Origin of the sequence: Microbacterium sp. 22195 (assembly GCF_052056515.1) — a bacterium.
Lineage (GTDB): Bacteria > Actinomycetota > Actinomycetes > Actinomycetales > Microbacteriaceae > Microbacterium.
In genome coordinates, this window is the sequence record NZ_JBQEPE010000001.1 from 151,917 (window position 1) to 172,920 (window position 21,004).

The following is a 21,004-nucleotide window of genomic DNA, read 5'->3' on the forward strand; positions in this document are numbered from 1 at the left end:
GGGTCACCCGGTCGTCCCGGTGAAGGTCCACGTCGGCACGACTGTCCCGCCCTGGGCTGCCGTCGTGGCCGTGGAGGGCAGGGTGAGCACGACGCAGTAGGTCACGGTGTTCGCGCCACCGCCCTGCAGGGTCGCGGGCGGCAGCTGAGCGCCGGTCGGCACCGTCGTCAGCGGCGAGGGCTGCATCGTCGCGCTGGTGGTCGTCGTCGTGCACGCCGACGGCTGCGCCACCTGCACGACGACGGCGGTGAGCGCGTTCATCAGCGCCTGATCGGCAGCACCCGGCGCGCTCGCGCTCACGTTCGTGAGGGTGATCGTGCCGCCCAGCGACCCGGACGTCTGGACCTGGATCCACGCCGCTCGGCTGACACCCGGGTACAGGCCGGTGGCGTTGAGTTGCAGAGCGGCCGGGCTTCCCGCGCCGTGCGACACGAACGGGTCGGTCTGGACCGTCCTGGACGAGACCGAGAAGGTCCCCGCCTGGACGGTCGACGAAGCGAGCTCCTGGTCCGTCCAGGCGGCCAGTGTCATCGTGAAGCCGACGCCCAGCACCAGCCCGCCGGCGAGGACGGCTCGGATGCGCCGCGATCTCAGACGTCGCGCCCGAGCACGGTGCTCGCGGCGGGTGGAGCGGAGGGCGGCTACTGCGATACCGCTTCCCACTTCCACGTCACCGTTCCCGTGTGGCCCTGCACGAGGTCCTCGGTCGCCGAGACCTTCAGGCAGAGGTTCACCGTCTGACCGGCGGTGATCGAGGTGGGGATCGCCGTGCCCGCAGCGAAGGCAGTCGCGTCGCAGCCGAAGGCGGTGGTGGCCACGGCGTCGAACGCGAGGTCGGCGGCGATGAGCGTTCCGCCGGACGCGATCGCGACGGTCTGCGTGAGATCGGCGGCCGAGCTCCCGGTGAGCTTCACGGCGTACGGGGCGTACACCGTGTCGCCGGGGGACAGGTTCGTCGGATTCACCAGGAAGGTCAGATCGGCTGCACCTGCCTCGGACGCATGATCGGCGAAGGCGGTGCCGTCGGTGGAGCCCTGGAACACGAACGAGCCCGCAGTGAAGGTGCTCTTCGCGAATTCGGAGTCGTTCCAGGCGGCCAGAGTGACCGCCGTGCCCACGCCGAGCACGAGGCCACCGGCGAGCACGGCGTAGATCCTGCGTCGGCGCAGGCCCTTCGCAGCGGATGAGGTGTCCATGAGTTTCCCTTCTCATCAGGACGGCGTGTGGGGGAGGCACGCTTTCGCGTCAGCGTAGTGACATATCGGAATATCGGGGAGGTATTCCGCAACCGATGCAGAACGGTGACCATCGCCGGGGAAACAAGAAGGCCCTCGCCGATGCGGCGAGGGCCTTGCTGGAGGGGATGACGGGAATCGAACCCGCGTCATTAGTTTGGAAGACTAAGGCTTTACCATTAAGCTACATCCCCGCTCGGCGGCCCGCTGAGCGGTGCGCCTCGTAAAGCATAGCGGACGTCGAGCGTGCTCTCGTCCGTTAGACTCGTCAAGGCCGTTCCCGTGCGCGCGGGTTCAAGCCGGGGCGTAGCTCAGCTTGGTAGAGCGCCCGCTTTGGGAGCGGGAGGTCGCAGGTTCAAATCCTGTCGCCCCGACCACGGCTACAGACTTCATGCCCGCGCCATCCCGCGCGGAAACCACAAGGAGAACACACCAGTATGGCCAACAGCACCGTCGAGAAGCTGTCCCCGACCCGGGTCAAGCTCACCATCACGGTCACCCCTGAGGACCTCAAGCCGAGCATCGAGCACGCCTACGAGCACATCGCCCAGGACGTGCAGATCCCCGGCTTCCGCAAGGGCAAGGTCCCGGCGCCGATCATCGACCAGCGCATCGGCCGCGGTGCGGTCATCGAGCACGCCGTCAACGAGGGCCTCGACAAGTTCTTCCGCGAGGCCGCCAGCGAGCACAACGTGCGCATCGTGGGCCGCCCGTCTGCCGACATCACCCAGTGGCCGAACGAGAAGGACTTCTCCGGCGACCTGCTGGTCGACGTCGAGGTCGACGTGCGTCCCGAGATCGAGATCCCGGCCTACGACGACATCACCCTCACGGTCGACGCCGTCGAGACCGACGACGCCGCCATCGATGCCGAGCTCGACGGACTGCGCGCTCGCTTCGGCACGCTGATCCCCGTCGACCGTCCGGCCGCCAAGGGCGACTTCGTCGAGCTGGACCTGGTCGCCACCATCGACGAGAACGAGATCGACCGCGCCGACGGCGTGTCCTACGAGGTCGGCTCCGGCGAGCTGCTCGAGGGCATCGACGAGGCGATCGACTCGCTGACCGCCGGTGAGCAGACCACCTTCCGCTCCAAGCTCGTCGGCGGCGACCACGCCGGCGAGGAGGCCGAGGTCTCCGTGACCGTCAAGGCCGTCAAGGAGCGCGAGCTTCCCGAGGCCGACGACGACTTCGCTCAGATGGCATCCGAGTTCGACACCATCGCCGAGCTGCGCGACAGCCTCGCCGAGCGCGTCGGCCAGCAGGGCGTCTTCACGCAGGGCGCCGCCGCTCGCGACCAGCTCATCGAGGCTCTGCTCGAGAAGGTCGAGATCCCGGTTCCCGCGCAGCTCATCGAGGACGAGGTGCACAACCACCTCGAGAACGAGAACCGTCTCGAGGACGACGTGCACCGCGCCGAGGTCGCCGAGGCCAGCGAGAAGCAGTTCCGCACGCAGGTGCTGCTGGACACGATCGCCGAGGGCGCGAACGTGCAGGTCTCGCAGGAGGAGCTGAGCCAGTACATCGTCCAGTCCGCCGCGCAGTACGGCATGGCTCCGCAGGAGTTCGTCGAGGCTCTTCAGGGCGCGGGCCAGCTTCCCGCCCTCGTCGGCGAGATCGCGCGCAACAAGGCGCTCGCCTCGGTGCTCGGCAAGGTCAAGGTCGTCGACAGCAACGGCAAGCCGGTCGACCTGTCCGAGTTCATCGGTGACGTCGACGAGGCCGAGGCCGAGGAGGCCCCCGCCGAGGAGAAGCCCGCCAAGAAGCCGGCTGCCAAGAAGGCTCCTGCGAAGAAGGCCGCCGACAAGGCCGACGACGCCGAGAAGAAGCCGGCTGCCAAGAAGGCTCCGGCCAAGAAGGCCGCCGCGAAGAAGGACGAGGCCGAGAAGGCCGAGTGATCGCGGATCGGCTCTGAAGGCCGATCAGATCTGAGAGAAGGCGGATGCTGAGGCATCCGCCTTCTCCGTGTCCGGGAGGAATCATGACCGCAGTGAGCGACGACTGGCAGAGCCGGGTGGATGCCGTATGGCAGGACGCCGACCTCACCGACGACGCGCGGATCGACGCGATCGACGCCCTGGCTCAGGAGCTGGGCCCCGATCACCCGGTCGCGCTGTTCGAGCGCGCCGGCGCCCGGGACAGCGCCGGCCGGGAGCTGGAGGCCGAGCCGCTCTACCGGGCCGCGCTCGAGGCCGGCCTCGATCCGGTGCGACGCACCAGGACCGTGATCCAGCTCGCCAGCACGATCCGCAACCTCGGCAAGGTCGACGAGGCGCTCGCGATGCTCAGGGCGGAATACGACGCGACCCGCGGTGGCGCCATGGCCGACGAGGCCGCGGCGTTCTACGCACTGGCGCTGACGTCGTCGGGCGACCCCGTGCGCGCGGCATCCGTCGCGCTGACCGCGCTCGCGCCGCACCTGAGCCGGTACACGCGCTCGGTCACCGGATACGCCGCGGAGCTGCTGGACCCGCGCGGCGAGTGACACGCTCTGTGCTCAGGGCGAACACGGCCGGGCGCCTGCGTTGTCGCCGGTAGATTCGAATCACCGAAACACGGAAACAGGAGCTGACATGGCTGAACCCCTGATGGCGACGAGCGTCTTCGACAGGCTGCTGAAGGATCGCATCATCTGGCTGGGCTCTGAGGTGCGCGATGAGAACGCGAACGAGATCTGCGCGAAGATCCTCCTTCTCGCCGCCGAGGATCCCGAGAAGGACATCTACCTCTACATCAACTCGCCCGGCGGCTCGATCACCGCGGGCATGGCCATCTACGACACCATGCAGTTCGTGCCGAACGACATCGTCACGGTCGGCATCGGCATGGCGGCGTCGATGGGCCAGCTGCTGCTGACCAGCGGCACCAAGGGCAAGCGCTACATCACGCCGAACGCGCGCGTGCTGCTGCACCAGCCGCACGGCGGCTTCGGAGGCACGGCCAGCGACATCCAGACGCAGGCGCAGCTGATCCTCTCGATGAAGCAGCGTCTCGCCGAGATCACCGCGGGGCAGACCGGCAAGACCGTCGAGCAGATCAACGAGGACGGTGACCGCGACCGCTGGTTCACCGCCGACGAGGCACTCGAGTACGGATTCGTCGACCACATCCGCGAGCACGCCAGTGACGTGCACGGCGGTGGCGGAACCGGCGCGGACAAGTAAGGCAGGACGACACACATGTACACCCCCACCTTCCGCGCCGCGGGCAACCTCCCGTCCAGCCGCTACGTGCTGCCTCAGTTCGAGGAGCGCACCGCCTACGGCTTCAAGCGCCAGGACCCGTACAACAAGCTGTTCGAGGACCGCGTGATCTTCCTCGGCGTGCAGGTCGACGACGCTTCGGCCGACGATGTGATGGCCCAGCTGCTGGTCCTGGAGAGCCAGGATTCCGAGCGGGACATCACGATGTACATCAACTCGCCCGGCGGCTCCTTCACGGCCATGACGGCGATCTACGACACCATGCAGTACGTGGCGCCGCAGATCCAGACCGTCGTGCTGGGCCAGGCGGCATCCGCGGCATCCGTGCTGCTGGCCGCCGGCGCTCCCGGCAAGCGCCTCGCTCTGCCCAACGCCCGCGTGCTGATGCACCAGCCGGCGATGGGCGAGGCGGGTCAGGGTCAGGCCTCCGACATCGAGATCCAGGCGGCGGAGATCCTCCGCATGCGCACCTGGCTCGAGGAGACCATGGCCAAGCACACCGGCCAGGACGTCGCCAAGGTGAACCGCGACATCGATCGTGACAACATCCTCTCGGCCGAGCAGGCCAAGGAGTACGGCATCGTCGATCAGGTGCTCACCTCGCGCAAGCGCGGCTGAGCGCATCATCGCAGAAGGGCGGTCCGGCATCATGCCGGGCCGCCCTTCCGCGTGTCCCCACGGATGCGCAGCCGCGCAGAGCATCCGTGCTCATCTGAGCAGATCGATGCGCGTGCGTCGGTCAGCTCCTAAGCTGGGATGCGGAAGGAGGATGCCGTGGACGACGAACTGCTCATGGTGCGAGTCGCCGAGCTCTCGTACGACGAGAACAAGACGCAGGACGAGATCGGCGCCCTCCTGGGGATCTCGCGCTGGAAGGTCGGGCGGCTGCTGGTGCAGGCCCGCGAGCGGGGGATCGTGCGCATCGAGATCGTGCATCCGCGTGCCCGCAGGCTCGGCGCCGAGCGCGCCCTCGTCGAGCGGTTCGGGCTGAAGGATGCGGTGGTCGTGCCCGCGCCGGACGATCAGGGTGCCGTCCTCGAACGCGTCGCCCGTGCCGCCGCCGACATGCTCACCGCGCTCCGGCCCGTTCCCCGTACCCTCGCCGTCAGCTGGGGCCGCACGCTCACGGCGATCGCCGACGCCCTGCCCGAGGGATGGACGCGCGGAGTCACCGTCGTCCAGGCGAACGGCGGCGTGAGCCTGAACCGGCGCTCGGGAGGCGCGGCATCCGTCGCCGTCACCATCGCCCAGCGCGGCGCCGGACAGGCGGTGCTGCTGCCCAGCCCCGCGATCCTGGAGCGCGTCGAGACCAAGCAGGCGATCGAGGCCGACCGCACCGTCGCGGCGATCCTCGACCAGGCCGCGCATGCCAACACGTTCCTGTTCACTGCGGGCCCGTGCGACCCGGCGTCCGCTCATGTCGAGAACGGATACCTGTCGGCCGACGACATCGCCGAGCTCGCCCGTCGCGGCGCGGTGGGCGATCTGCTCGGCCGCTACATCGACGCGGACGGCAATATCGTCGACCCGCAGCTCGACGCCCGCACCGTCGGCGTCGGCCTCGACCAGGTGCGCAGCGCGCCCCGATCCATCTTCGTCACCGCGGGCGCCGCCAAGCACGACATCGCGCGTACAGTCGTCAGCAACGGCCTCTGCAGCGTTCTGGTGACCGACGAATCCACTGCCCTTGCACTCTTGGAGGAGATATGACGACCACAGAGCTCGCCCGCCGCACGGCGGTCGACGTACTGGGCGGTGAGCCCGACGACGCCACCCTGCGCCGGTTCCTGCACGGACTGCCCGGCGTGGACGCCGTTGGCCTGGAGCAGCGCGCTGCCGGCCTCGGCACCCGCTCGATCAAGACGACCTCGAAGGCCTGGGCGCTGGACAAGATCATCTCGCTGATCGACCTCACCACCCTCGAGGGCGCCGACACCGCGGGCAAGGTGCGCTCGCTGGTCGCGAAGGCGAAGACCCCGGATGCCTCCGATCCGACGACCCCGCGGGTCGCCGCCGTCTGCGTGTACGGCGACATGGTCGGTCACGCCGTGGAGGCGCTCGGATCCCTGCACGGCGACCCCGACGAGGGGCGCATCTCCGTCGCGGCCGTCGCGACCGCGTTCCCCTCGGGACGCGCCTCCATCGAGGTCAAACTGGCCGACACGGCGGAAGCCGTGGCCGCGGGCGCCGACGAGATCGACATGGTGATCGATCGCGGCGCGTTCCTGGAGGGACGCTACGGGCTCGTGTTCGACCAGATCGCCCGCGTGAAGGAGGCGTGCCGCCGGGAGGACGGCAGCTACGCCTCGCTCAAGGTCATCATGGAGACCGGCGAGCTGAACACCTACGACAACATCAAGCGCGCGTCGTGGCTGTCGATCCTCGCCGGAGGCGACTTCATCAAGACGTCCACCGGCAAGGTGCAGCCCGCTGCGACCCTGCCGACCACGCTGCTCATGCTCGAGACCGTGCGCGACTGGCATCGGGCGACGGGGGAGAAGATCGGCGTGAAGCCCGCCGGCGGCATCCGCTCGTCGAAGGACGCGATCAAGTACCTCGTCACCGTCGCCGAGACCGCGGGCGAGCAGTGGCTGCAGCCGCACCTGTTCCGCTTCGGCGCGTCGAGCCTGCTCAACGACGTGCTGCTGCAGCGTCAGAAGATCACCACCGGTCACTACTCCGGTGCCGACTACGTCACCATCGACTGAGGAGCCTCATATGTCATTCCTGGAATACGCTCCCGCTCCGGAATCCAAGGCGATCCTGAAGCTCAAGGACAGCTACGGGCTGTTCATCGACGGCGAGTTCGTCGACGGCTCGGGCCCGTCCTTCCACACCATCTCGCCCGCCGACGAGAGCCGCATCGCCGAGATCGCCTCGGCATCCGATGAGGATGTCGACCGCGCCGTCGTCGCCGCGCGCCGCGCGTACGACAGGGTGTGGTCGAAGATGAGCGGCCGCGACCGCGGCAAGTACCTGTTCCGCATCGCGCGCCTCGTTCAGGAGCGCGCCCGTGAGCTGGCGGTCGCGGAGAGCCTCGACAACGGCAAGCCGATCAAGGAGAGCCGTGACGTCGACGTGCCCCTGGTCGCCGCGTGGTTCTTCTACTACGCGGGCTGGGCGGACAAGCTCGACTACGCAGGCCTGGGCGCCGACCCGAAGGCGCTGGGCGTCGCCGGTCAGATCATCCCGTGGAACTTCCCGCTTCTCATGCTGGCGTGGAAGCTCGCCCCGGCCCTCGCGGCGGGCAACACCGTGGTGCTGAAGCCCGCAGAGACCACGCCGCTGACCGCGCTGATCTTCGCCGAGATCCTGCAGCAGGCCGACCTGCCCGCGGGCGTCGTGAACATCATCACGGGTGCGGGCGCCCCCGGCGCCACGCTCGTGCGCCACCCCGACGTGGACAAGGTCGCGTTCACGGGTTCGACCGGCGTCGGCCGCGACATCGCCCGGGCGATCGCCGGCACCGACAAGCGCGTCACGCTCGAACTGGGCGGCAAGGCCGCCAACATCGTGTTCGACGACGCGCCCATCGACCAGGCCGTCGAGGGCATCGTCAACGGCATCTTCTTCAATCAGGGTCACGTGTGCTGCGCCGGCAGCCGTCTGCTGGTGCAGGAGTCGATCCACGACGAGGTCGTCGACCGGCTGAAGCACCGCCTGTCGACGCTGCGCCTGGGAGATCCGCTCGACAAGAACACCGACATCGGCGCCATCAACTCGGCCGCTCAGCTGGCCCGCATCCGCGAGCTCAGCGACATCGGCGAGGCGGAGGGCGCGGAGCGCTGGACCGCGGACTGCGCCATTCCGGAGAAGGGGTTCTGGTTCGCCCCGACGATCTTCACCGGCGTCGAGGCGTCCAGCCGCATCGCCCGCGACGAGATCTTCGGGCCGGTGCTGTCGGTGCTCACCTTCCGCACGCCCGCCGAGGCGATCGCCAAGGCGAACAACACGCCCTACGGCCTGTCGGCCGGCATCTGGAGCGACAAGGGATCCCGCATCCTCGCCGTCGCCGACCGGCTGCGCGCCGGCGTGGTGTGGGCGAACACCTTCAACCGCTTCGATCCGTCGAGCCCGTTCGGCGGCTACAAGGAATCCGGCTACGGCCGCGAGGGCGGCCGTCACGGCCTGACCGCGTACTTGAAGTCCGCAGGGCCCGCAGAGACCCGCGCGATCGCCGCCGGCGCAACGAAGAAGGGAGCATCGGCATGAGCAAGCGACTGACCGTACCGAAGACCTACAAGCTCGCGATCGGCGGGGCGTTCCCGCGCAGCGAGTCGGGCCGCACCTACGAGGTGGTCTCCGCGAAGGGCGCCTTCCTCGCCAACGCCGCCAAGGCCTCGCGCAAGGACGCCAGGGATGCCGTGGTCGCCGCGCGCGGCGCGGTGAAGGGCTGGTCGAGTGCCACCGCGTACAACCGCGGGCAGGTGCTGTACCGGGTCGCCGAGATCCTGGAGGGGCGCCGCGCCCAGTTCGTCGACGAGATCGTGAACCAGGAGGGGATCTCCGCGGCTGCGGCGGGTGCCCAGGTGGATGCCGCTGTGGACCTGTGGGTCTGGTACGCCGGCTGGTGCGACAAGTACGCGCAGGTGGGCGGCAACGCCAACCCGGTCGCGGGTCCGTACTTCAACATCTCGGTGCCCGAGCCCACCGGCGTGGTCGCGATCGTCGCCCCGCAGGACTCCGCGCTGCTCGGGCTGGTGTCGGTCATCGCGCCGGCGCTGGTCACCGGCAACACGGTGATCGCGATCGCGAGCGAGCGCTTCCCGCTCTCGGCGATCAGCCTGGCCGAGGTGCTCGCCACCAGTGACGTGCCCGGGGGAGTCGTCAACGTGCTCACCGGATCGCCGGCGGAGATCACGCCGTGGCTCGCCTCGCACGCCGACGTCAACGCCATCGATCTGGCGGGCGCGGGAGACCTGGACTGGGTCGACCTCGAGATCGCTGCCGCCGACACGCTCAAGCGCGTCCTGCGCCCCGGCGTGGTCGAGCAGAGCCTGGACCGCATCACGGCGTTCACCGAGACCAAGACGGTGTGGCACACGAAGAGCATGGTCTGACATCCGATCGGATGCTCGAGGGCCCGGTTCCGCTCACGGCGGACCGGGCCCTTCGCATGCGTGGCAATACGCCCCGGTGTCGGTGCGGGCGGTTAGGCTCGATTGACGGGATCAGAGCCCCCGCCTGATCCACAGCTTCGAGGAGGACGCGCATGGCACGCATCGGTGAGAGCGCCGACCTGTTCAAATGCTCATTCTGCGGAAAGAGCCAGAAGCAGGTGCAGCAGCTGATCGCCGGCCCCGGCGTGTACATCTGCGACGAGTGCGTCGAGCTGTGCAACGAGATCATCGAGGAGCGCATGGCCGAGGCCGGCAGCGGTCCGGTCGCGGACTTCGAACTGCCCAAGCCCCGTGAGATCTTCGCCTTCCTCGAGGAGTACGTGGTCGGCCAGGAGCTCGCGAAGCGCTCCCTCGCCGTCGCCGTCTACAACCACTACAAGCGCGTGCGCGCCCGTGGCACTCTGCAGACCGCCGAGCAGAAGGCCGAGGAGGTCGAGGTCGCCAAGAGCAACATCCTCATGCTCGGCCCGACCGGCTGCGGGAAGACCTACCTCGCGCAGACCCTCGCCAAGCGTCTGAACGTGCCGTTCGCCGTGGCGGACGCCACCGCGCTCACCGAGGCCGGCTACGTCGGCGAGGATGTCGAGAACATCCTGCTCAAGCTGCTGCAGGCCGCCGACTACGACGTCAAGCGAGCCGAGACCGGCATCATCTACATCGACGAGATCGACAAGATCGCCCGCAAGGCCGAGAACCCGTCGATCACCCGTGACGTCTCGGGCGAGGGCGTGCAGCAGGCGCTGCTGAAGATCCTCGAGGGCACCGTGGCATCCGTGCCGCCGCAGGGCGGACGCAAGCACCCGCATCAGGAGTTCCTGCAGATCGACACGACGAACGTCCTGTTCATCGTCGCGGGCGCCTTCGCCGGGCTCGAGGACATCATCTCCGCGCGCGTCGGCAAGCACGGCGTCGGCTTCGGCGCCCCGCTGCACGACAAGGGCAAGGATCTCGATCTCTTCGGCGAGGTGCTCCCCGAGGACCTGCACAAGTTCGGCCTGATCCCCGAGTTCATCGGCCGCCTGCCGGTCGTCACCTCCGTGTCGCCGCTCGATCAGGATGCGCTGATCGACATCCTCACCGGCCCGCGCAACGCCCTGGTCAAGCAGTACCAGCGGATGTTCGAGATCGACGGCGTGCAGCTCGAGTTCGAAGAGGACGCGCTGCGCTCGATCGCCGATCTGGCCGTGCTGCGAAAGACCGGAGCCCGTGGTCTGCGGGCGATCCTCGAGGATGTGCTCGGACCGATCATGTTCGAGATCCCCTCGGCCGAGGACGTCACCAAGGTCATCGTCACCAAGGCCGCAGTCGAGGAGGGCGCCGCCCCGACCGTGGTGCTCTCCCGTAAGCGCAAGAGCGCCTGACCTTCGCTGCACAACCTCGCAGAGACGCGCAGCTCCGCAGGATTCCGGCCAGGATCTGCGGAGCTGCCTCTTCTGCGAGTCAGGCCGGCAGCTCAGCCGTCCAGGCCGCGCCGCTTCAGCAGCGGTGCGATCTCGGCATCCCGGCCGCGGAAGTCGCGGTAGGCCTCCAGCGGGTCCTTCGACCCGCCGACGCCGAGCAGGCGCTGCCGGAACCTGTCGCCGTTGGCCCGGGTGAGCCCGCCGTTCGAGCGGAACCACTCGACCGTGTCGGCGTCGAGCACCTCGCTCCAGATGTACGAGTAGTAGCCCGCGCTGTATCCGCCTGAGAACACGTGCGCGAAGTACGTCGACGAATACCGGGTCGGCACCAGCGGGTTCAGCAGCCCGATGTCCGAGAGAGCGGCCGCCTCGAAGGTGGCGACGTCATCGATCTCGGCTCCGGCCGTGACGCTGTGCCAGGCCTGGTCCAGCCACGCCGCCGCCAGGTACTCGCTGGTCGCATGTCCCTGGTCGAAGGCCTCGGTGGCGCGCAGGCGCTCGACGATCGCGGCATCCAGCGGCTCGCCGGTCTCGAAGTGCTTGGCGTAGTTGTCCAGCACCTCGCTCCACAGGATCCACATCTCGTTGACCTGGCTGGGGAACTCGACGAAGTCGCGGAAGACGTTGGTGCCCGCGAAGTGCGGGTAGGTCACGCGGGCGAACAGTCCGTGCAGCGCGTGCCCGAACTCGTGGAACAGCGTCGTCACCTCGTCGAGGGTCAGCAGCGTCGGATCGCCGTCGCCTGGCTGTGCGACGTTGAGGTTGTTGACCACCACGGGCAGCGTGCCGCGCAGGGCGGACTGGCTCACGATCGGGTTCATCCAGGCGCCGCCGCGCTTGGAGTCGCGCGTGTAGAGGTCGAGCACGTACAGGCCCACGGCCGACCCGTCGGCATCGTGCACCTCGAACACCCGGGCACCGGGGTGGTAGGCCACCAGGTCTTCGCGCTCGTTGAAGCTCACCCCGTACAGCTGGCCGGCGGCGAAGAACACGCCGTCGCGCAGCACCCGCTCCGCCTCGAACCACGGACGCAGGGCCGCCGTGTCGATCTCGTAACGGGCCTGGCGCACCTTCTCGGTGTAGAACGCCCAGTCGTGCGCCTCCAGCGCGAACGGCTCGGGCTCGGTGGCGTCGATGATGTCCTGCAGGGCCTCGGCCTCACGAGCGGCGTTGCGCGCAGCCGGGGCGGCCAGATCGCGCAGCATCCGCTCGACCGCATCCGGCGACCCCGCCGTCTCATCGGCGGTGATGTAGGCGGCGTGCGAGGGATACCCGAGCAGTGCGGCGCGTTCGGCGCGCAGCCGCACGATCTCGGTGAGCACGGCGCCGTTGTCGTTCGCGTTCCCGCGAGATCCGCGGGAGAGGGATGCCTCGAGGATGCGCCGCCGGCTCTCGCGCACGGTCAGGGATGACAGGTACGGGTGGCCGCTGAACAGCGGCAGGCCCACCAGGAACCTCCCGTCCTCGCCGCGGTCGGCTGCCGCACGGGCGGTCGCGCTCAGCTCGCCTGAGGTCAGACCGTCGAGCTCCGACGCGTCGTCGAAGAGCACCGCGAGATCGTTGGTGTCGTTCAGCAGGTTCTTCTCGAACGCCGTGCTGAGCGAGGACAGACGCTTGTTGAGCTCCGTGAGCCGCGCCTTGGCCTCATCGTCGAGTGCGGCGCCGGCGTGCGTCATCTCGCGGAAGTGGCGCTGCACGAGGTACCGCTGCTCGGCGTCCAGCTCCAGCTCGTCGAGCTGCGAGTGCACCTGCGAGACGCGCCAGTAGAGCTGCGAGTCCAGGCGGATGGCGTCCTCGTGCGCGGCCATCAGCGGAGCCAGCTCCTCGTCGATCGCCTGGATCTCGGGCGTCGCATCGGCGGAGCTCACGGTGTAGAAGGCGTGCGCGACGCGGTCGAGCAGCTCACCGGACCGCTCCAGCGCGACCAGCGTGTTCTCGAAGGTCGGCATCGAGCGCACCACCGTGATCGCCCGGACCTCGCGCAGCTGCTCCTCGAACGCCTGGCGGAATGCCGGCAGGTAGTGCTCCGGGCGGATCGCCGCGTAGTCGGGCAGTCCGTAGGGGAGCGCGGAGGGGGACAGCAGCGGGTTCGTGGCCTCGGTCATCCCTCGAGCCTAGGGGGTGCTGCGCGAGGTTTGACAGCCGGCCGCCTGAGCCCCACAATGATGAAAGCACTTTCGTAAGCGGTTATGAAAGTCGATTAAAAAGTGTCTTCAATGGAGAAGGGTCCGACGATGTCCGCGATCGACGTGAAGCTCGTCGCGCAGTGCCTCGCCAGCCTGCGCGACCTGGAACGCGCCACCATCACCGACCTCGCCGAGAGCACCGGCCTGTCCCGGCCGACCGTCACAGCGGCCCTCACAGCCATGACCGAATCCGGGTTGGCGATCGAGCACGAGGCGCGCGCCGCCGCCGGACGGCCCGCCCGCACGTTCTCGCCGGTCGCCGGATCACCCGTCGTCGTCGGGATCGACCTGACGCGCAGCGCCGTGCGCCTGATCGTCGCGGATCGGACCGGCCGCGTGCTGGGGCGCCAGGAGTCGGAGGTCGCCTCGCCCACCACGGACCAGCCCTCACTCGCCCCCGTGCGCACGCTGCTGCAGCAGACCCTGGAGCGGATCGGGCGGCGGCAGTCGGACGTCGCCGCCATCGGCATCGCCGCTGCGGGGCTCATCGACGAGAACGGCATCCTGATCTCGGCCCCGCAGGTCACGAGCTGGAACGGGCGCGACCTGGCCGCGATGTTCAGCGACCACTTCGGCGCCCCCGTCGTCGTCGACAACGACCTGTCCCTCGCGGCCGAGGCCGAGTCCCGCGGCGGCGCCCTGACCGACGCGGAGACCGGCGTGTACGCCCTGACCTGGCACCATGTGTCCGCTCGGGTCACCGCCTCGGGTCAGGTGCTGCGTGGCCGGCGCGGACGCGCCGGCGAGGTGGGCCTGCTCCGCGCGTTCAGCGACGTCGCCGTGCCCGACGGCGCGCTCCTCGACGCGGTCCCGCGCGTGGCGGCGGAGCTGCGTCTGCTGCGCGACGACCCGGCCGACCTGCGCGGCCTCGCCGCGCTCGAGTCCCTCAGCGCCGCCATGACCCCGGCAATGGCCGCTCTGCTGCTCACCGCCGACCCCGATGTCATCGTGCTCGGCGGAGAGCTCGGTGAGTTCGCCGACCTCATCGCGGGCCCGCTCGCCGAGGGCATCCGCGCGGCGGTGACCGGCATCGACACCGGCACGCGCATCATCCGCGGAGGCGAGCTGGGGGCGGATGCCGCGGCGCTCGGCGCCCTCGGGCTCGCCTTCGAGAAGCACTCGACCCGCATCTACGGGGTTCCGGAAGTTCCGGCGCCCGTCATCGCAATCGAACCGGAGAACGAAAAGATGACCACCGACACCGCCTCGGAGCAGGCTCCCTTCCGTGCTGCAGCGATCGGAGTCGGCGCTCGCGTCGGTCTCGCGCTTCACGTGAAGGAGGTAGGCGGCACGGTCGTGGCCGCGGTGGATCCCGACCCCCGCACGCATGAGCGCGCCGCGCGCCTGTTCGGTGACATCCCGGTGTTCGCCTCCGTCGCCGAACTGCTGGCCTCCGGCATCGAGATCGACGGCGCGTTCATCACCACCCCGGACTTCACGCACGCCGAGGTCGCGATCGAACTGCTCGAGGCGGGCGTCCCGTCGTACATCGAGAAGCCCCTCGCGATCTCGATCGAGGATGCCGATCGGATCCTCGAGACCGCGTACCGCACCGGCACCAAGGTCTACGTCGGTCACAACATGCGCCACATGCAGGTGGTGCGCATGATGAAGGATATCGTCGACCGCGGCGAGATCGGCGAGGTCAAGGCGATCTGGTGCCGGCACTTCGTCGGCCACGGTGGCGACTACTACTTCAAGGACTGGCACGCCGAGCGCGACAAGGCCATGAGCCTGCTGCTGCAGAAGGGCGCGCACGACATCGACGTGATGCACTGGATCGCGGGCACCTCCACACGGTCCGTCGTCGGCGTGGGCGACCTCGCGGTGTACGGGGACGTCACCTCCCGCCGCGACAACTCCGACCGCCGGATGGGCGATTGGTTCTCGATGCAGAACTGGCCCCCGGCATCCCAGCAGGACCTCAACCCCGTCATCGATGTCGAGGACATCTCGATGATCATGATGCGCACCGATTCCGGCGTGCTCATGAGCTACCAGCAGTGCCACTTCACGCCGGACTACTGGCGCAACTACACGGTGATCGGCACCGAGGGGCGCATCGAGAACTTCGACGACGACGCCGGTGGCGAGATCCGGCTCTGGAACGCCCGCAGCGACTACCTCGAGAAGGGGCACGTGCGCTACCCGATCGAGGACGGCGGCGACGGGGGTCACGGCGGTGCGGACCCGCTCACGGTCGCGGAGTTCGTCGAGTTCGTCCGCACCGGCGCGCCGACGGACACCAGCCCTGTGGCCGCGCGCGACGCGGTCGCCGCCGGCATCGGCGGCGCGCTGTCGATCCGCTCCCACTCCGAGCCCTTCGAGATCCCTCGGCTGAGCGACGAGATGCTCGAGTACTACGCGGCGCATCAGCCGGCCCGCACACCGGTCGGGGACTGATGCTCCGCTACGCGCTGCGGCGCATCCTGATGATGGTGCCGACCCTGATCGGGTCGACGCTCCTCGTCTATCTGCTGGTCTTCCTCATCCCCGGCGACCCGGTGGCCCGGCTCGCCGGGGGTGAGAAGCGGCTGTCGGACTCGACCATCGCAGCGATCCGCGCGCAGTACAACCTCGACGATCCCTTCTTCGTGCAGTACGCGAAGTACCTCTGGGGAGTGCTGCACGGCGACTTCGGGCACGACTTCAACGGCAATTCGGTCTCGACCCTGATCGCGACCGCGCTGCCCTACACCGTGGTGCTCGCGCTCTCGGCCTTCGTGCTGAAGCTCGTCATCGGCGTGTGCCTGGGAGTCTGGGCGGGTCTGCGGCAGGGCAGGTTCCCGGACAGGTTCAACCTGTTCTTCACGATCTTCTTCCTGGCCGTCCCCGGGTTCATCATCGCGTACTTCTCGCAGTACGTGTTCGGCATCAAACTGCACTGGCTGCCGATCTCAGGCGTGAGAGCCGGGTTCCCGCTGGCGTTCATCATGCCCGCCATGGTGCTCGCGCTCGAGACCGCTTCGCCCCTGGCGCGCCTGAGCCGCACCAGCCTCGTCGACGTGCTGCGATCGGACTACATCGTCACGGCGACGGCGAAGGGGATCGGCCCGCAGCGCATCATGTGGGTGCACGCGCTGCGCAACGCGTTCATGCCGGTGGTCACCTATCTCGGTCTGAGCATGGCGGCGCTGCTGGGCGGATCGGTCCTCATCGAGACGATCTTCAACCTCCCCGGCCTCGGCGGCACACTGGCGCGGGCCATCGACACGCAGAACGGCCCGGTGGTCGTGGGCGTCTCGGTGTTCCTGCTGCTGTTCTACCTGGTCGCCGCGCTGATCGTGGACCTGCTCTACCCGATCATCGACCCGAGGGTGCGTCATGTCTGAGTCCACCACCTCGCTCATCGTCGGCCACCGCCGACGCAGTCGTCCGCGAAGCGGGCTGCGCAGCCTGTGGAAGAGCCCGTTCTTCGACATCGCCGCACTGATCATCGCCGTCGTCACGCTGATGGCGCTCTTCCCGAGCCTGTTCACGACCATCGATCCGCGCGACTGCGATCTGTCCATGTCGCGCGTGGGGCCGGCGCCCGGACACCCGATGGGCTTCGACATCCAGGGTTGCGACTACTGGTCGAACATCGTCCACGGTGCGCGCACGTCGCTCGAGGTCGGCGTCTACACGGCCGCGATCTCCTTCGTCATCGCCCTGATCGCAGGATCGCTCGCCGGCTACTTCGGCGGGGTCACGGATTCGATCATCTCCTGGACGTCGAACGTCATCCTCGGCATCCCCGTCGGCATCGCCAGCCTGGTCATCCTGTACCAGTTCCGGTCCCGCACGGTGTGGACCATCGTGTTCGTGCTGGTGCTGTTCAGCTGGGCGGCGACCATGCGGTACATGCGCAGCTCCGTCATGCAAGTGCGCAATCTGGAGTACATCCAGGCCGCCCGCGGCCTGGGCGTCGGGCCGTGGCGCATCCTGCGCTCGCATGTGATCCCGAACGCCGTCACGCCTCTGATCGTGATGACGACGCTCTCGGTCGGAGCCGGCATGGCCGCAGAGGCGGGATTCTCGATCCTCGGTGTCGGGCTGAAGCTGCCGGCGTTCTCCTGGGGCATCCAGATCGCCCTGGCGAGCCAGGACGGCAACTGGCAGATCGCTCCGCTGCTGATGTTCTTCCCGACGCTGATGCTGGGCCTCACCACGCTCGCCTTCGTGGTGCTGGGTGAGAGCCTGCGCGACGCCCTCGACCCGAAGGCCCGCCGATGACCGCCCTGCTGGAAGTCCAGAACCTGTCCCTCGAGTTCCGCTCGCCCGGCGGCCCGCCGATCGCGGCGCTGCAGGACGTCAGCTTCTCGCTGGACCGCGGCGAGACGCTGGCCGTGCTCGGCGAGTCCGGGTCCGGCAAGAGCATCACCGCGAAGGCGATCATGGGAATTCTGCCCAAGCCCGCCTCGCACATCACCGGCGGACGAATCCTGTTCGAGGGCGACGATCTGCTGACCCTGCCCGCCGCGAGGATGCGCAAGGTGCAGGGAGCGCGCATCGCGATGGTGTTCCAGGATGCGCTGAGCGCCCTGAACCCCGTCCAGACGGTGTCCACGCAGATCGCGGAGCTCTACCGAGTGCACCGTGGCATGCCGAAGAAGCTGGCGCATGAGGCTGCGGTCGACATGATGCGCGCCGTGCGCATCCCGGATGCCGCGAACCGCGCGGACGACTACCCCTTCCAGTTCTCGGGTGGGATGCGCCAGCGCATCATGATCGCGATGGCGCTGGCCCTGGATCCCGACATCCTCATCGCGGACGAGCCGACCACCGCGCTGGACGCCACCGTGCAGGCCCAGATCCTGGAGCTGCTCGGCGAGATCACGCAGGAGCGCCGGATGGCCCTTCTGATGATCACGCACGACCTGGGCGTCGCCGGCCAGCTCGCCGACCGCGCACTGGTGATGTACGCGGGTCGTGTCGCCGAATCGGGGCCGATCGGGCCGATGTTCGACAACCCGGCGCACCCGTACACGAAGGGCCTGCTCGGCTCCATCCCGAGCGCCGCGCACCGGGGCGGCGATCTGCCCACCATCCAGGGGCTGCCGCCGGACATCGCGCAGCGCCCGCCCGGCTGCAGCTTCAACCCGCGCTGCGGGTATGCGACGGCCGAGTGCCGCACCGAGCTGCCGCTGCTCGACGTGTTCGCCCCGGAGCGGGCAGCGGCCTGCCACCACAAGCAGGAGGTGATCGCCGATGTCGCTCTTGGAGCTTGAGTCGGTGCGGCGCTTCTACAAGCAGAAGCACACGATGTTCTCCCGTGGTGCGCACGGCCAGGTGCGTGCGGTGGACGGCGTCGACTTCACCGTCGAGGAGGGCGAGACCGTCGGCCTGGTGGGGGAGTCCGGGTGCGGCAAGTCCACGCTCGCCCGCATCATCTGCGGGCTGGAGGCGCCCAGCGAGGGCACGGTGCGCTGGAACGGAGCCGACGTCTCGGCGATGTCGCACTCCGACCGGAAGTCTCTGCTGCACCGCCAGGTGCAGATGGTGTTCCAGGATCCGCACGCGTCTCTCGATCCGCGCCGTTCGGTCGGCCAGTCGATCGCGGAGGGGATCACCACGCACCGGCTTCTGCCCGCATCGAATGTGGCGGCGCGGGTCGAGGAGCTGCTCGCGCAGGTGGGTCTGAACCCCGACCACGCGCATCGCTACCCGCACGAGTTCTCCGGCGGGCAGCTCCAGCGCATCGGCATCGCCCGGGCCCTGGCGGTCGAGCCGAAGCTGCTGGTGTGCGACGAGCCGGTGTCCGCGCTGGACATCTCCGTGCGCGCGCAGGTGCTGAACCTGCTGAACCGGCTGAAACGCGAACTCGGTCTGTCGATCATCTTCATCGCGCACGACCTCGACGTCGTGCAGCACATGTCCGATCGCATCGTCACGATGTACCTGGGCAAGGTCGTCGAGCAGGGCGACTGCGACGACGTGTACGGCGCCACCGCCCACCCCTACACCCGGGCGCTGCTCTCCGCCATTCCCCGCAAGCTGGCGCCGAACGAGCGCCTGGAGCGCGTCGTGCTCGAAGGCGATCCGCCCTCGCCGATCGACCCGCCGCCCGGCTGCCCGTTCCACACCCGCTGCTATGCGGCGATCGAACGGTGCGCCACCGACGTCCCGGCTCTCGACGCCGTCCCGGGCGGACGGCCCGAGCACCGGGCATCCTGCCATCTCGCGGCGCAGATCACCCTGTCCCGTGTCGGCATGGTCTCCACGATCTCCGCCTCACCCTCCCCATCCGAAAGGAACACCTGATGAAAAGCACCACCAGCCGCATCGCGGTCGGCATCGTCGCCGCCGCAGCGTGCGCGACGATGCTGACCGGATGTCTCGGTCAGACCGCCGACGCCGGCGATGGCAAGACGTCCTTCGTCGCCGTCAACAACGGCGAGATCGGCCGCATCACCGGCGCGCAGAACCCCGGAAGCCAGATCGCCATGGCGCTCTGCGAGCCGCTGACGGGCATCGAGGAGGACGGAAAGGTCTTCATGCGCGGTGCCGAGTCGCTCGAGAGCGAGGACCAGGTGCACTGGACGGTGAAGGTCGCGGACGGCCACACCTTCTCGGATGGCACGCCGATCACCGCGAAGACCTATGTCGACACCTTCAACTTCGTCGGTGCAGGCAAGAACGGGATGCCCTCGAACTACGCGTACGGTCCGATCAAGGGCTACGACGAGCTGAACCCCGCCGAGGGCGAGGCCACCGCCACGGAGTTCTCGGGCATCAGGCTCGAGGACGAGCACACGTTCACGATCGAGATGAAGACGCCGAACAACGACGTGCCGTACATCCTCTCGCAGCTGGCGTTCTGTCCGATGCCCGAGAGCGCGTTCGCCGACCCGGTCGCCTATGACAAGAAGCCGATCGGCAACGGCGTGTACACGCTCGAGAAGCTGGACCCGCAGGTCGAGGCCGTGCTGAAGAGGGATCCGAAGTACAAGGGCTGGGTTCCGAAGGGCGCCGCCGACCAGATCACGTTCCGCGTGTACACCGACACGAACACCGCGTACCAGGACGTGGTCGCGGGCAACGCCGACGTGCTCCGCAGCCTGCCGCCGGGGCTCATCGCCCAGGGCCGGAACTCCCTCGGCGAGAAGGGCCTGACCGCGATCGACCGCAACACGCTGGAGACGTACTTCACCTGGCCGACCTACCTCGACAAGACGTATCCGCTCGAGGTGCGTCAGGCGTTCTCGATGATCGTCGACCGCGCGAGCATCTCGAAGGACCTGTTCAAGGACGCCACCGTCCCGGCGGGCTCGCTGATGCCGAACTCGGTGTCCGCCTACCGTGAGGATGCCTGCGGGCAGTACTGCACGTTCGACCCGGCTGCCGCGAAGGCGCTCATCGCGAAGTCGGGCTTCACCGGCAGCATCCCGCTGAACTACTCCTCCGAGAACACGACGGATGCCGCGACCGCACTGGCGGTCTCCAACTCCGCGAAGGAGATCGGGCTCGAGGTCGAGCCGAAGCCGGTGCCGTCTGCCGCGCTATCGGAGACGATCAACTCCTACAAGCTGGACGGCCCCGTCATCCAGCTCTGGGGCTCGTCCTTCCCGGCTGCGTCGGAGTGGATCGCATCGGTGTACGTCGACGCGAACTACCGCCTGCAGTACACGGACGCGGAGGGTCAGGCCGCCGTCGACGGCGCACTCGCCGCGCCGACCCAGGAGGAGTCCGACGCCCTCTGGCAGAAGGCGGAGGACCGCATCCTCGCCGACCAGGTGATCCAGCCCCTGTACCAGCAGGTGATGTACATCGCCCACACCGAGTGCGTGACCCCGCACGCGGCCGGAGGCGACATGCAGATCTACCGCACGCAGGTCACCTGCGGGAAGTGACCCGCTGACGGCGGATCCGGGGAGGGCC

Annotated in this window: 18 protein-coding genes and 2 tRNA genes; 16 read left to right on the forward strand and 4 right to left on the reverse strand. The window is 68.6% G+C overall.

From position 1 onward, the window contains the following. Nucleotides 1–3: 3 nt before the first annotated feature. From ACTJJ4_RS00750 to ACTJJ4_RS00760, 3 genes are all read right to left on the reverse strand, one after another. Nucleotides 4–663 carry a SipW-dependent-type signal peptide-containing protein gene (locus tag ACTJJ4_RS00750; protein WP_440941610.1) on the reverse strand — a complete coding sequence of 220 codons (660 nt, stop codon included), beginning with the start codon at nt 661–663 and terminating at the stop codon, nt 4–6. Beyond that, nucleotides 642–1,196, reverse strand: coding sequence for a SipW-dependent-type signal peptide-containing protein (locus tag ACTJJ4_RS00755; RefSeq protein WP_440941611.1), 555 nt, complete (start codon nt 1,194–1,196; stop codon nt 642–644). The genes ACTJJ4_RS00750 and ACTJJ4_RS00755 overlap by 22 nt, the downstream gene beginning before the upstream one ends. A 159-nt stretch (nt 1,197–1,355) precedes the next feature. Then, a tRNA-Gly gene (locus ACTJJ4_RS00760) sits at nt 1,356–1,429 on the reverse strand. Nucleotides 1,430–1,535: 106 nt separating this feature from the next. Between ACTJJ4_RS00760 and ACTJJ4_RS00765 the strand changes: the two genes are divergently transcribed. From ACTJJ4_RS00765 to clpX, 10 genes are all read left to right on the forward strand, one after another. Beyond that, a tRNA-Pro gene (locus ACTJJ4_RS00765) sits at nt 1,536–1,612 on the forward strand. Nucleotides 1,613–1,672: 60 nt separating this feature from the next. Then, entirely contained in the window at nt 1,673–3,133 is a 1,461-nt protein-coding gene (tig, locus tag ACTJJ4_RS00770) for a trigger factor (RefSeq protein ID WP_440941612.1), read from the forward strand. Between the two features lie 83 nt (nt 3,134–3,216). Next, on the forward strand, nt 3,217–3,720 hold the full coding sequence (locus ACTJJ4_RS00775) for a tetratricopeptide repeat protein (protein ID WP_292698169.1): 504 nt from the start codon (nt 3,217–3,219) through the stop codon (nt 3,718–3,720). 40 nt (nt 3,721–3,760) lie between these two features. Next, nucleotides 3,761–4,399 carry an ATP-dependent Clp protease proteolytic subunit gene (locus ACTJJ4_RS00780; protein WP_285630226.1) on the forward strand — a complete coding sequence of 213 codons (639 nt, stop codon included), beginning with the start codon at nt 3,761–3,763 and terminating at the stop codon, nt 4,397–4,399. Between the two features lie 15 nt (nt 4,400–4,414). Next, on the forward strand, nt 4,415–5,056 hold the full coding sequence (locus tag ACTJJ4_RS00785) for an ATP-dependent Clp protease proteolytic subunit (protein WP_292698172.1): 642 nt from the start codon (nt 4,415–4,417) through the stop codon (nt 5,054–5,056). A gap of 156 nt (nt 5,057–5,212) precedes the next feature. Then, nucleotides 5,213–6,148: a sugar-binding transcriptional regulator gene (locus ACTJJ4_RS00790; RefSeq protein WP_292698174.1), complete on the forward strand. Its 936-nt coding sequence runs from the start codon at nt 5,213–5,215 to the stop codon at nt 6,146–6,148. Further along, a complete protein-coding gene (gene deoC / locus ACTJJ4_RS00795) occupies nt 6,145–7,146 on the forward strand; it encodes a deoxyribose-phosphate aldolase (protein ID WP_292698176.1) in 1,002 nt (333 codons plus the stop codon). Before ACTJJ4_RS00790 ends, deoC begins: the two co-directional genes overlap by 4 nt. Before the next feature lie 10 nt (nt 7,147–7,156). Further along, a complete protein-coding gene (locus ACTJJ4_RS00800; RefSeq protein WP_440941613.1) occupies nt 7,157–8,650 on the forward strand; it encodes an aldehyde dehydrogenase family protein in 1,494 nt (497 codons plus the stop codon). Beyond that, nucleotides 8,647–9,498 carry an aldehyde dehydrogenase family protein gene (locus tag ACTJJ4_RS00805; RefSeq protein ID WP_440941614.1) on the forward strand — a complete coding sequence of 284 codons (852 nt, stop codon included), beginning with the start codon at nt 8,647–8,649 and terminating at the stop codon, nt 9,496–9,498. The genes ACTJJ4_RS00800 and ACTJJ4_RS00805 overlap by 4 nt, the downstream gene beginning before the upstream one ends. A 152-nt stretch (nt 9,499–9,650) precedes the next feature. Beyond that, nucleotides 9,651–10,919, forward strand: a complete 1,269-nt coding sequence (gene clpX / locus ACTJJ4_RS00810; protein WP_285630238.1) for an ATP-dependent Clp protease ATP-binding subunit ClpX — start codon at nt 9,651–9,653, stop codon at nt 10,917–10,919. 92 nt (nt 10,920–11,011) lie between these two features. Here clpX and ACTJJ4_RS00815 read toward each other — a convergent pair whose 3' ends face one another. Continuing rightward, complete coding sequence (locus ACTJJ4_RS00815; RefSeq protein WP_440941615.1) at nt 11,012–13,063, reverse strand: M3 family metallopeptidase; 2,052 nt, start codon at nt 13,061–13,063, stop codon at nt 11,012–11,014. Nucleotides 13,064–13,192: 129 nt separating this feature from the next. Between ACTJJ4_RS00815 and ACTJJ4_RS00820 the strand changes: the two genes are divergently transcribed. Genes ACTJJ4_RS00820 through ACTJJ4_RS00845 form a run of 6 tightly spaced genes read left to right on the forward strand, consistent with a single transcriptional unit; the run spans nt 13,193 to nt 20,976 of the window. After that, nucleotides 13,193–15,547 (forward strand): ROK family protein, encoded by a 2,355-nt coding sequence (locus ACTJJ4_RS00820; RefSeq protein WP_440941616.1) that lies wholly within the window; start codon nt 13,193–13,195, stop codon nt 15,545–15,547. Beyond that, the gene (locus ACTJJ4_RS00825; RefSeq protein ID WP_440941617.1) at nt 15,547–16,476 is read left to right on the forward strand and encodes an ABC transporter permease; all 930 of its coding nucleotides are present in this window, start codon (nt 15,547–15,549) and stop codon (nt 16,474–16,476) included. Before ACTJJ4_RS00820 ends, ACTJJ4_RS00825 begins: the two co-directional genes overlap by 1 nt. Then, a complete protein-coding gene (locus tag ACTJJ4_RS00830) occupies nt 16,469–17,359 on the forward strand; it encodes an ABC transporter permease (protein ID WP_440941618.1) in 891 nt (296 codons plus the stop codon). The genes ACTJJ4_RS00825 and ACTJJ4_RS00830 overlap by 8 nt, the downstream gene beginning before the upstream one ends. Further along, nucleotides 17,356–18,354 carry an ABC transporter ATP-binding protein gene (locus ACTJJ4_RS00835; RefSeq protein ID WP_440941619.1) on the forward strand — a complete coding sequence of 333 codons (999 nt, stop codon included), beginning with the start codon at nt 17,356–17,358 and terminating at the stop codon, nt 18,352–18,354. The genes ACTJJ4_RS00830 and ACTJJ4_RS00835 overlap by 4 nt, the downstream gene beginning before the upstream one ends. Then, on the forward strand, nt 18,335–19,387 hold the full coding sequence (locus ACTJJ4_RS00840) for an ABC transporter ATP-binding protein (protein ID WP_440941620.1): 1,053 nt from the start codon (nt 18,335–18,337) through the stop codon (nt 19,385–19,387). Before ACTJJ4_RS00835 ends, ACTJJ4_RS00840 begins: the two co-directional genes overlap by 20 nt. After that, nucleotides 19,387–20,976 (forward strand): ABC transporter substrate-binding protein, encoded by a 1,590-nt coding sequence (locus ACTJJ4_RS00845; RefSeq protein WP_440941621.1) that lies wholly within the window; start codon nt 19,387–19,389, stop codon nt 20,974–20,976. The genes ACTJJ4_RS00840 and ACTJJ4_RS00845 overlap by 1 nt, the downstream gene beginning before the upstream one ends. The last annotated feature ends 28 nt before the right edge of the window (nt 20,977–21,004 follow it).

Excerpts from the sequence above, each read along its gene's own strand:
- ACTJJ4_RS00785 (WP_292698172.1), top strand. The coding sequence starts at position 4,415 with ATGTACACCCCCACCTTCCGCGCCGCGGGCAACCTCCCGTCCAGCCGC.
- ACTJJ4_RS00840 (WP_440941620.1), top strand. The coding sequence starts at position 18,335 with ATGTCGCTCTTGGAGCTTGAGTCGGTGCGGCGCTTCTACAAGCAGAAG.
- ACTJJ4_RS00825 (WP_440941617.1), top strand. The coding sequence starts at position 15,547 with ATGCTCCGCTACGCGCTGCGGCGCATCCTGATGATGGTGCCGACCCTG.
- ACTJJ4_RS00800 (WP_440941613.1), top strand. The coding sequence starts at position 7,157 with ATGTCATTCCTGGAATACGCTCCCGCTCCGGAATCCAAGGCGATCCTG.
- ACTJJ4_RS00775 (WP_292698169.1), top strand. The coding sequence starts at position 3,217 with ATGACCGCAGTGAGCGACGACTGGCAGAGCCGGGTGGATGCCGTATGG.
- ACTJJ4_RS00805 (WP_440941614.1), top strand. The coding sequence starts at position 8,647 with ATGAGCAAGCGACTGACCGTACCGAAGACCTACAAGCTCGCGATCGGC.
- deoC (WP_292698176.1), top strand. The coding sequence starts at position 6,145 with ATGACGACCACAGAGCTCGCCCGCCGCACGGCGGTCGACGTACTGGGC.
- ACTJJ4_RS00835 (WP_440941619.1), top strand. The coding sequence starts at position 17,356 with ATGACCGCCCTGCTGGAAGTCCAGAACCTGTCCCTCGAGTTCCGCTCG.
- ACTJJ4_RS00820 (WP_440941616.1), top strand. The coding sequence starts at position 13,193 with ATGTCCGCGATCGACGTGAAGCTCGTCGCGCAGTGCCTCGCCAGCCTG.
- ACTJJ4_RS00755 (WP_440941611.1), bottom strand. The coding sequence starts at position 1,196 with ATGGACACCTCATCCGCTGCGAAGGGCCTGCGCCGACGCAGGATCTAC.
- tig (WP_440941612.1), top strand. The coding sequence starts at position 1,673 with ATGGCCAACAGCACCGTCGAGAAGCTGTCCCCGACCCGGGTCAAGCTC.
- ACTJJ4_RS00815 (WP_440941615.1), bottom strand. The coding sequence starts at position 13,063 with ATGACCGAGGCCACGAACCCGCTGCTGTCCCCCTCCGCGCTCCCCTAC.
- ACTJJ4_RS00845 (WP_440941621.1), top strand. The coding sequence starts at position 19,387 with ATGAAAAGCACCACCAGCCGCATCGCGGTCGGCATCGTCGCCGCCGCA.
- ACTJJ4_RS00830 (WP_440941618.1), top strand. The coding sequence starts at position 16,469 with ATGTCTGAGTCCACCACCTCGCTCATCGTCGGCCACCGCCGACGCAGT.
- clpX (WP_285630238.1), top strand. The coding sequence starts at position 9,651 with ATGGCACGCATCGGTGAGAGCGCCGACCTGTTCAAATGCTCATTCTGC.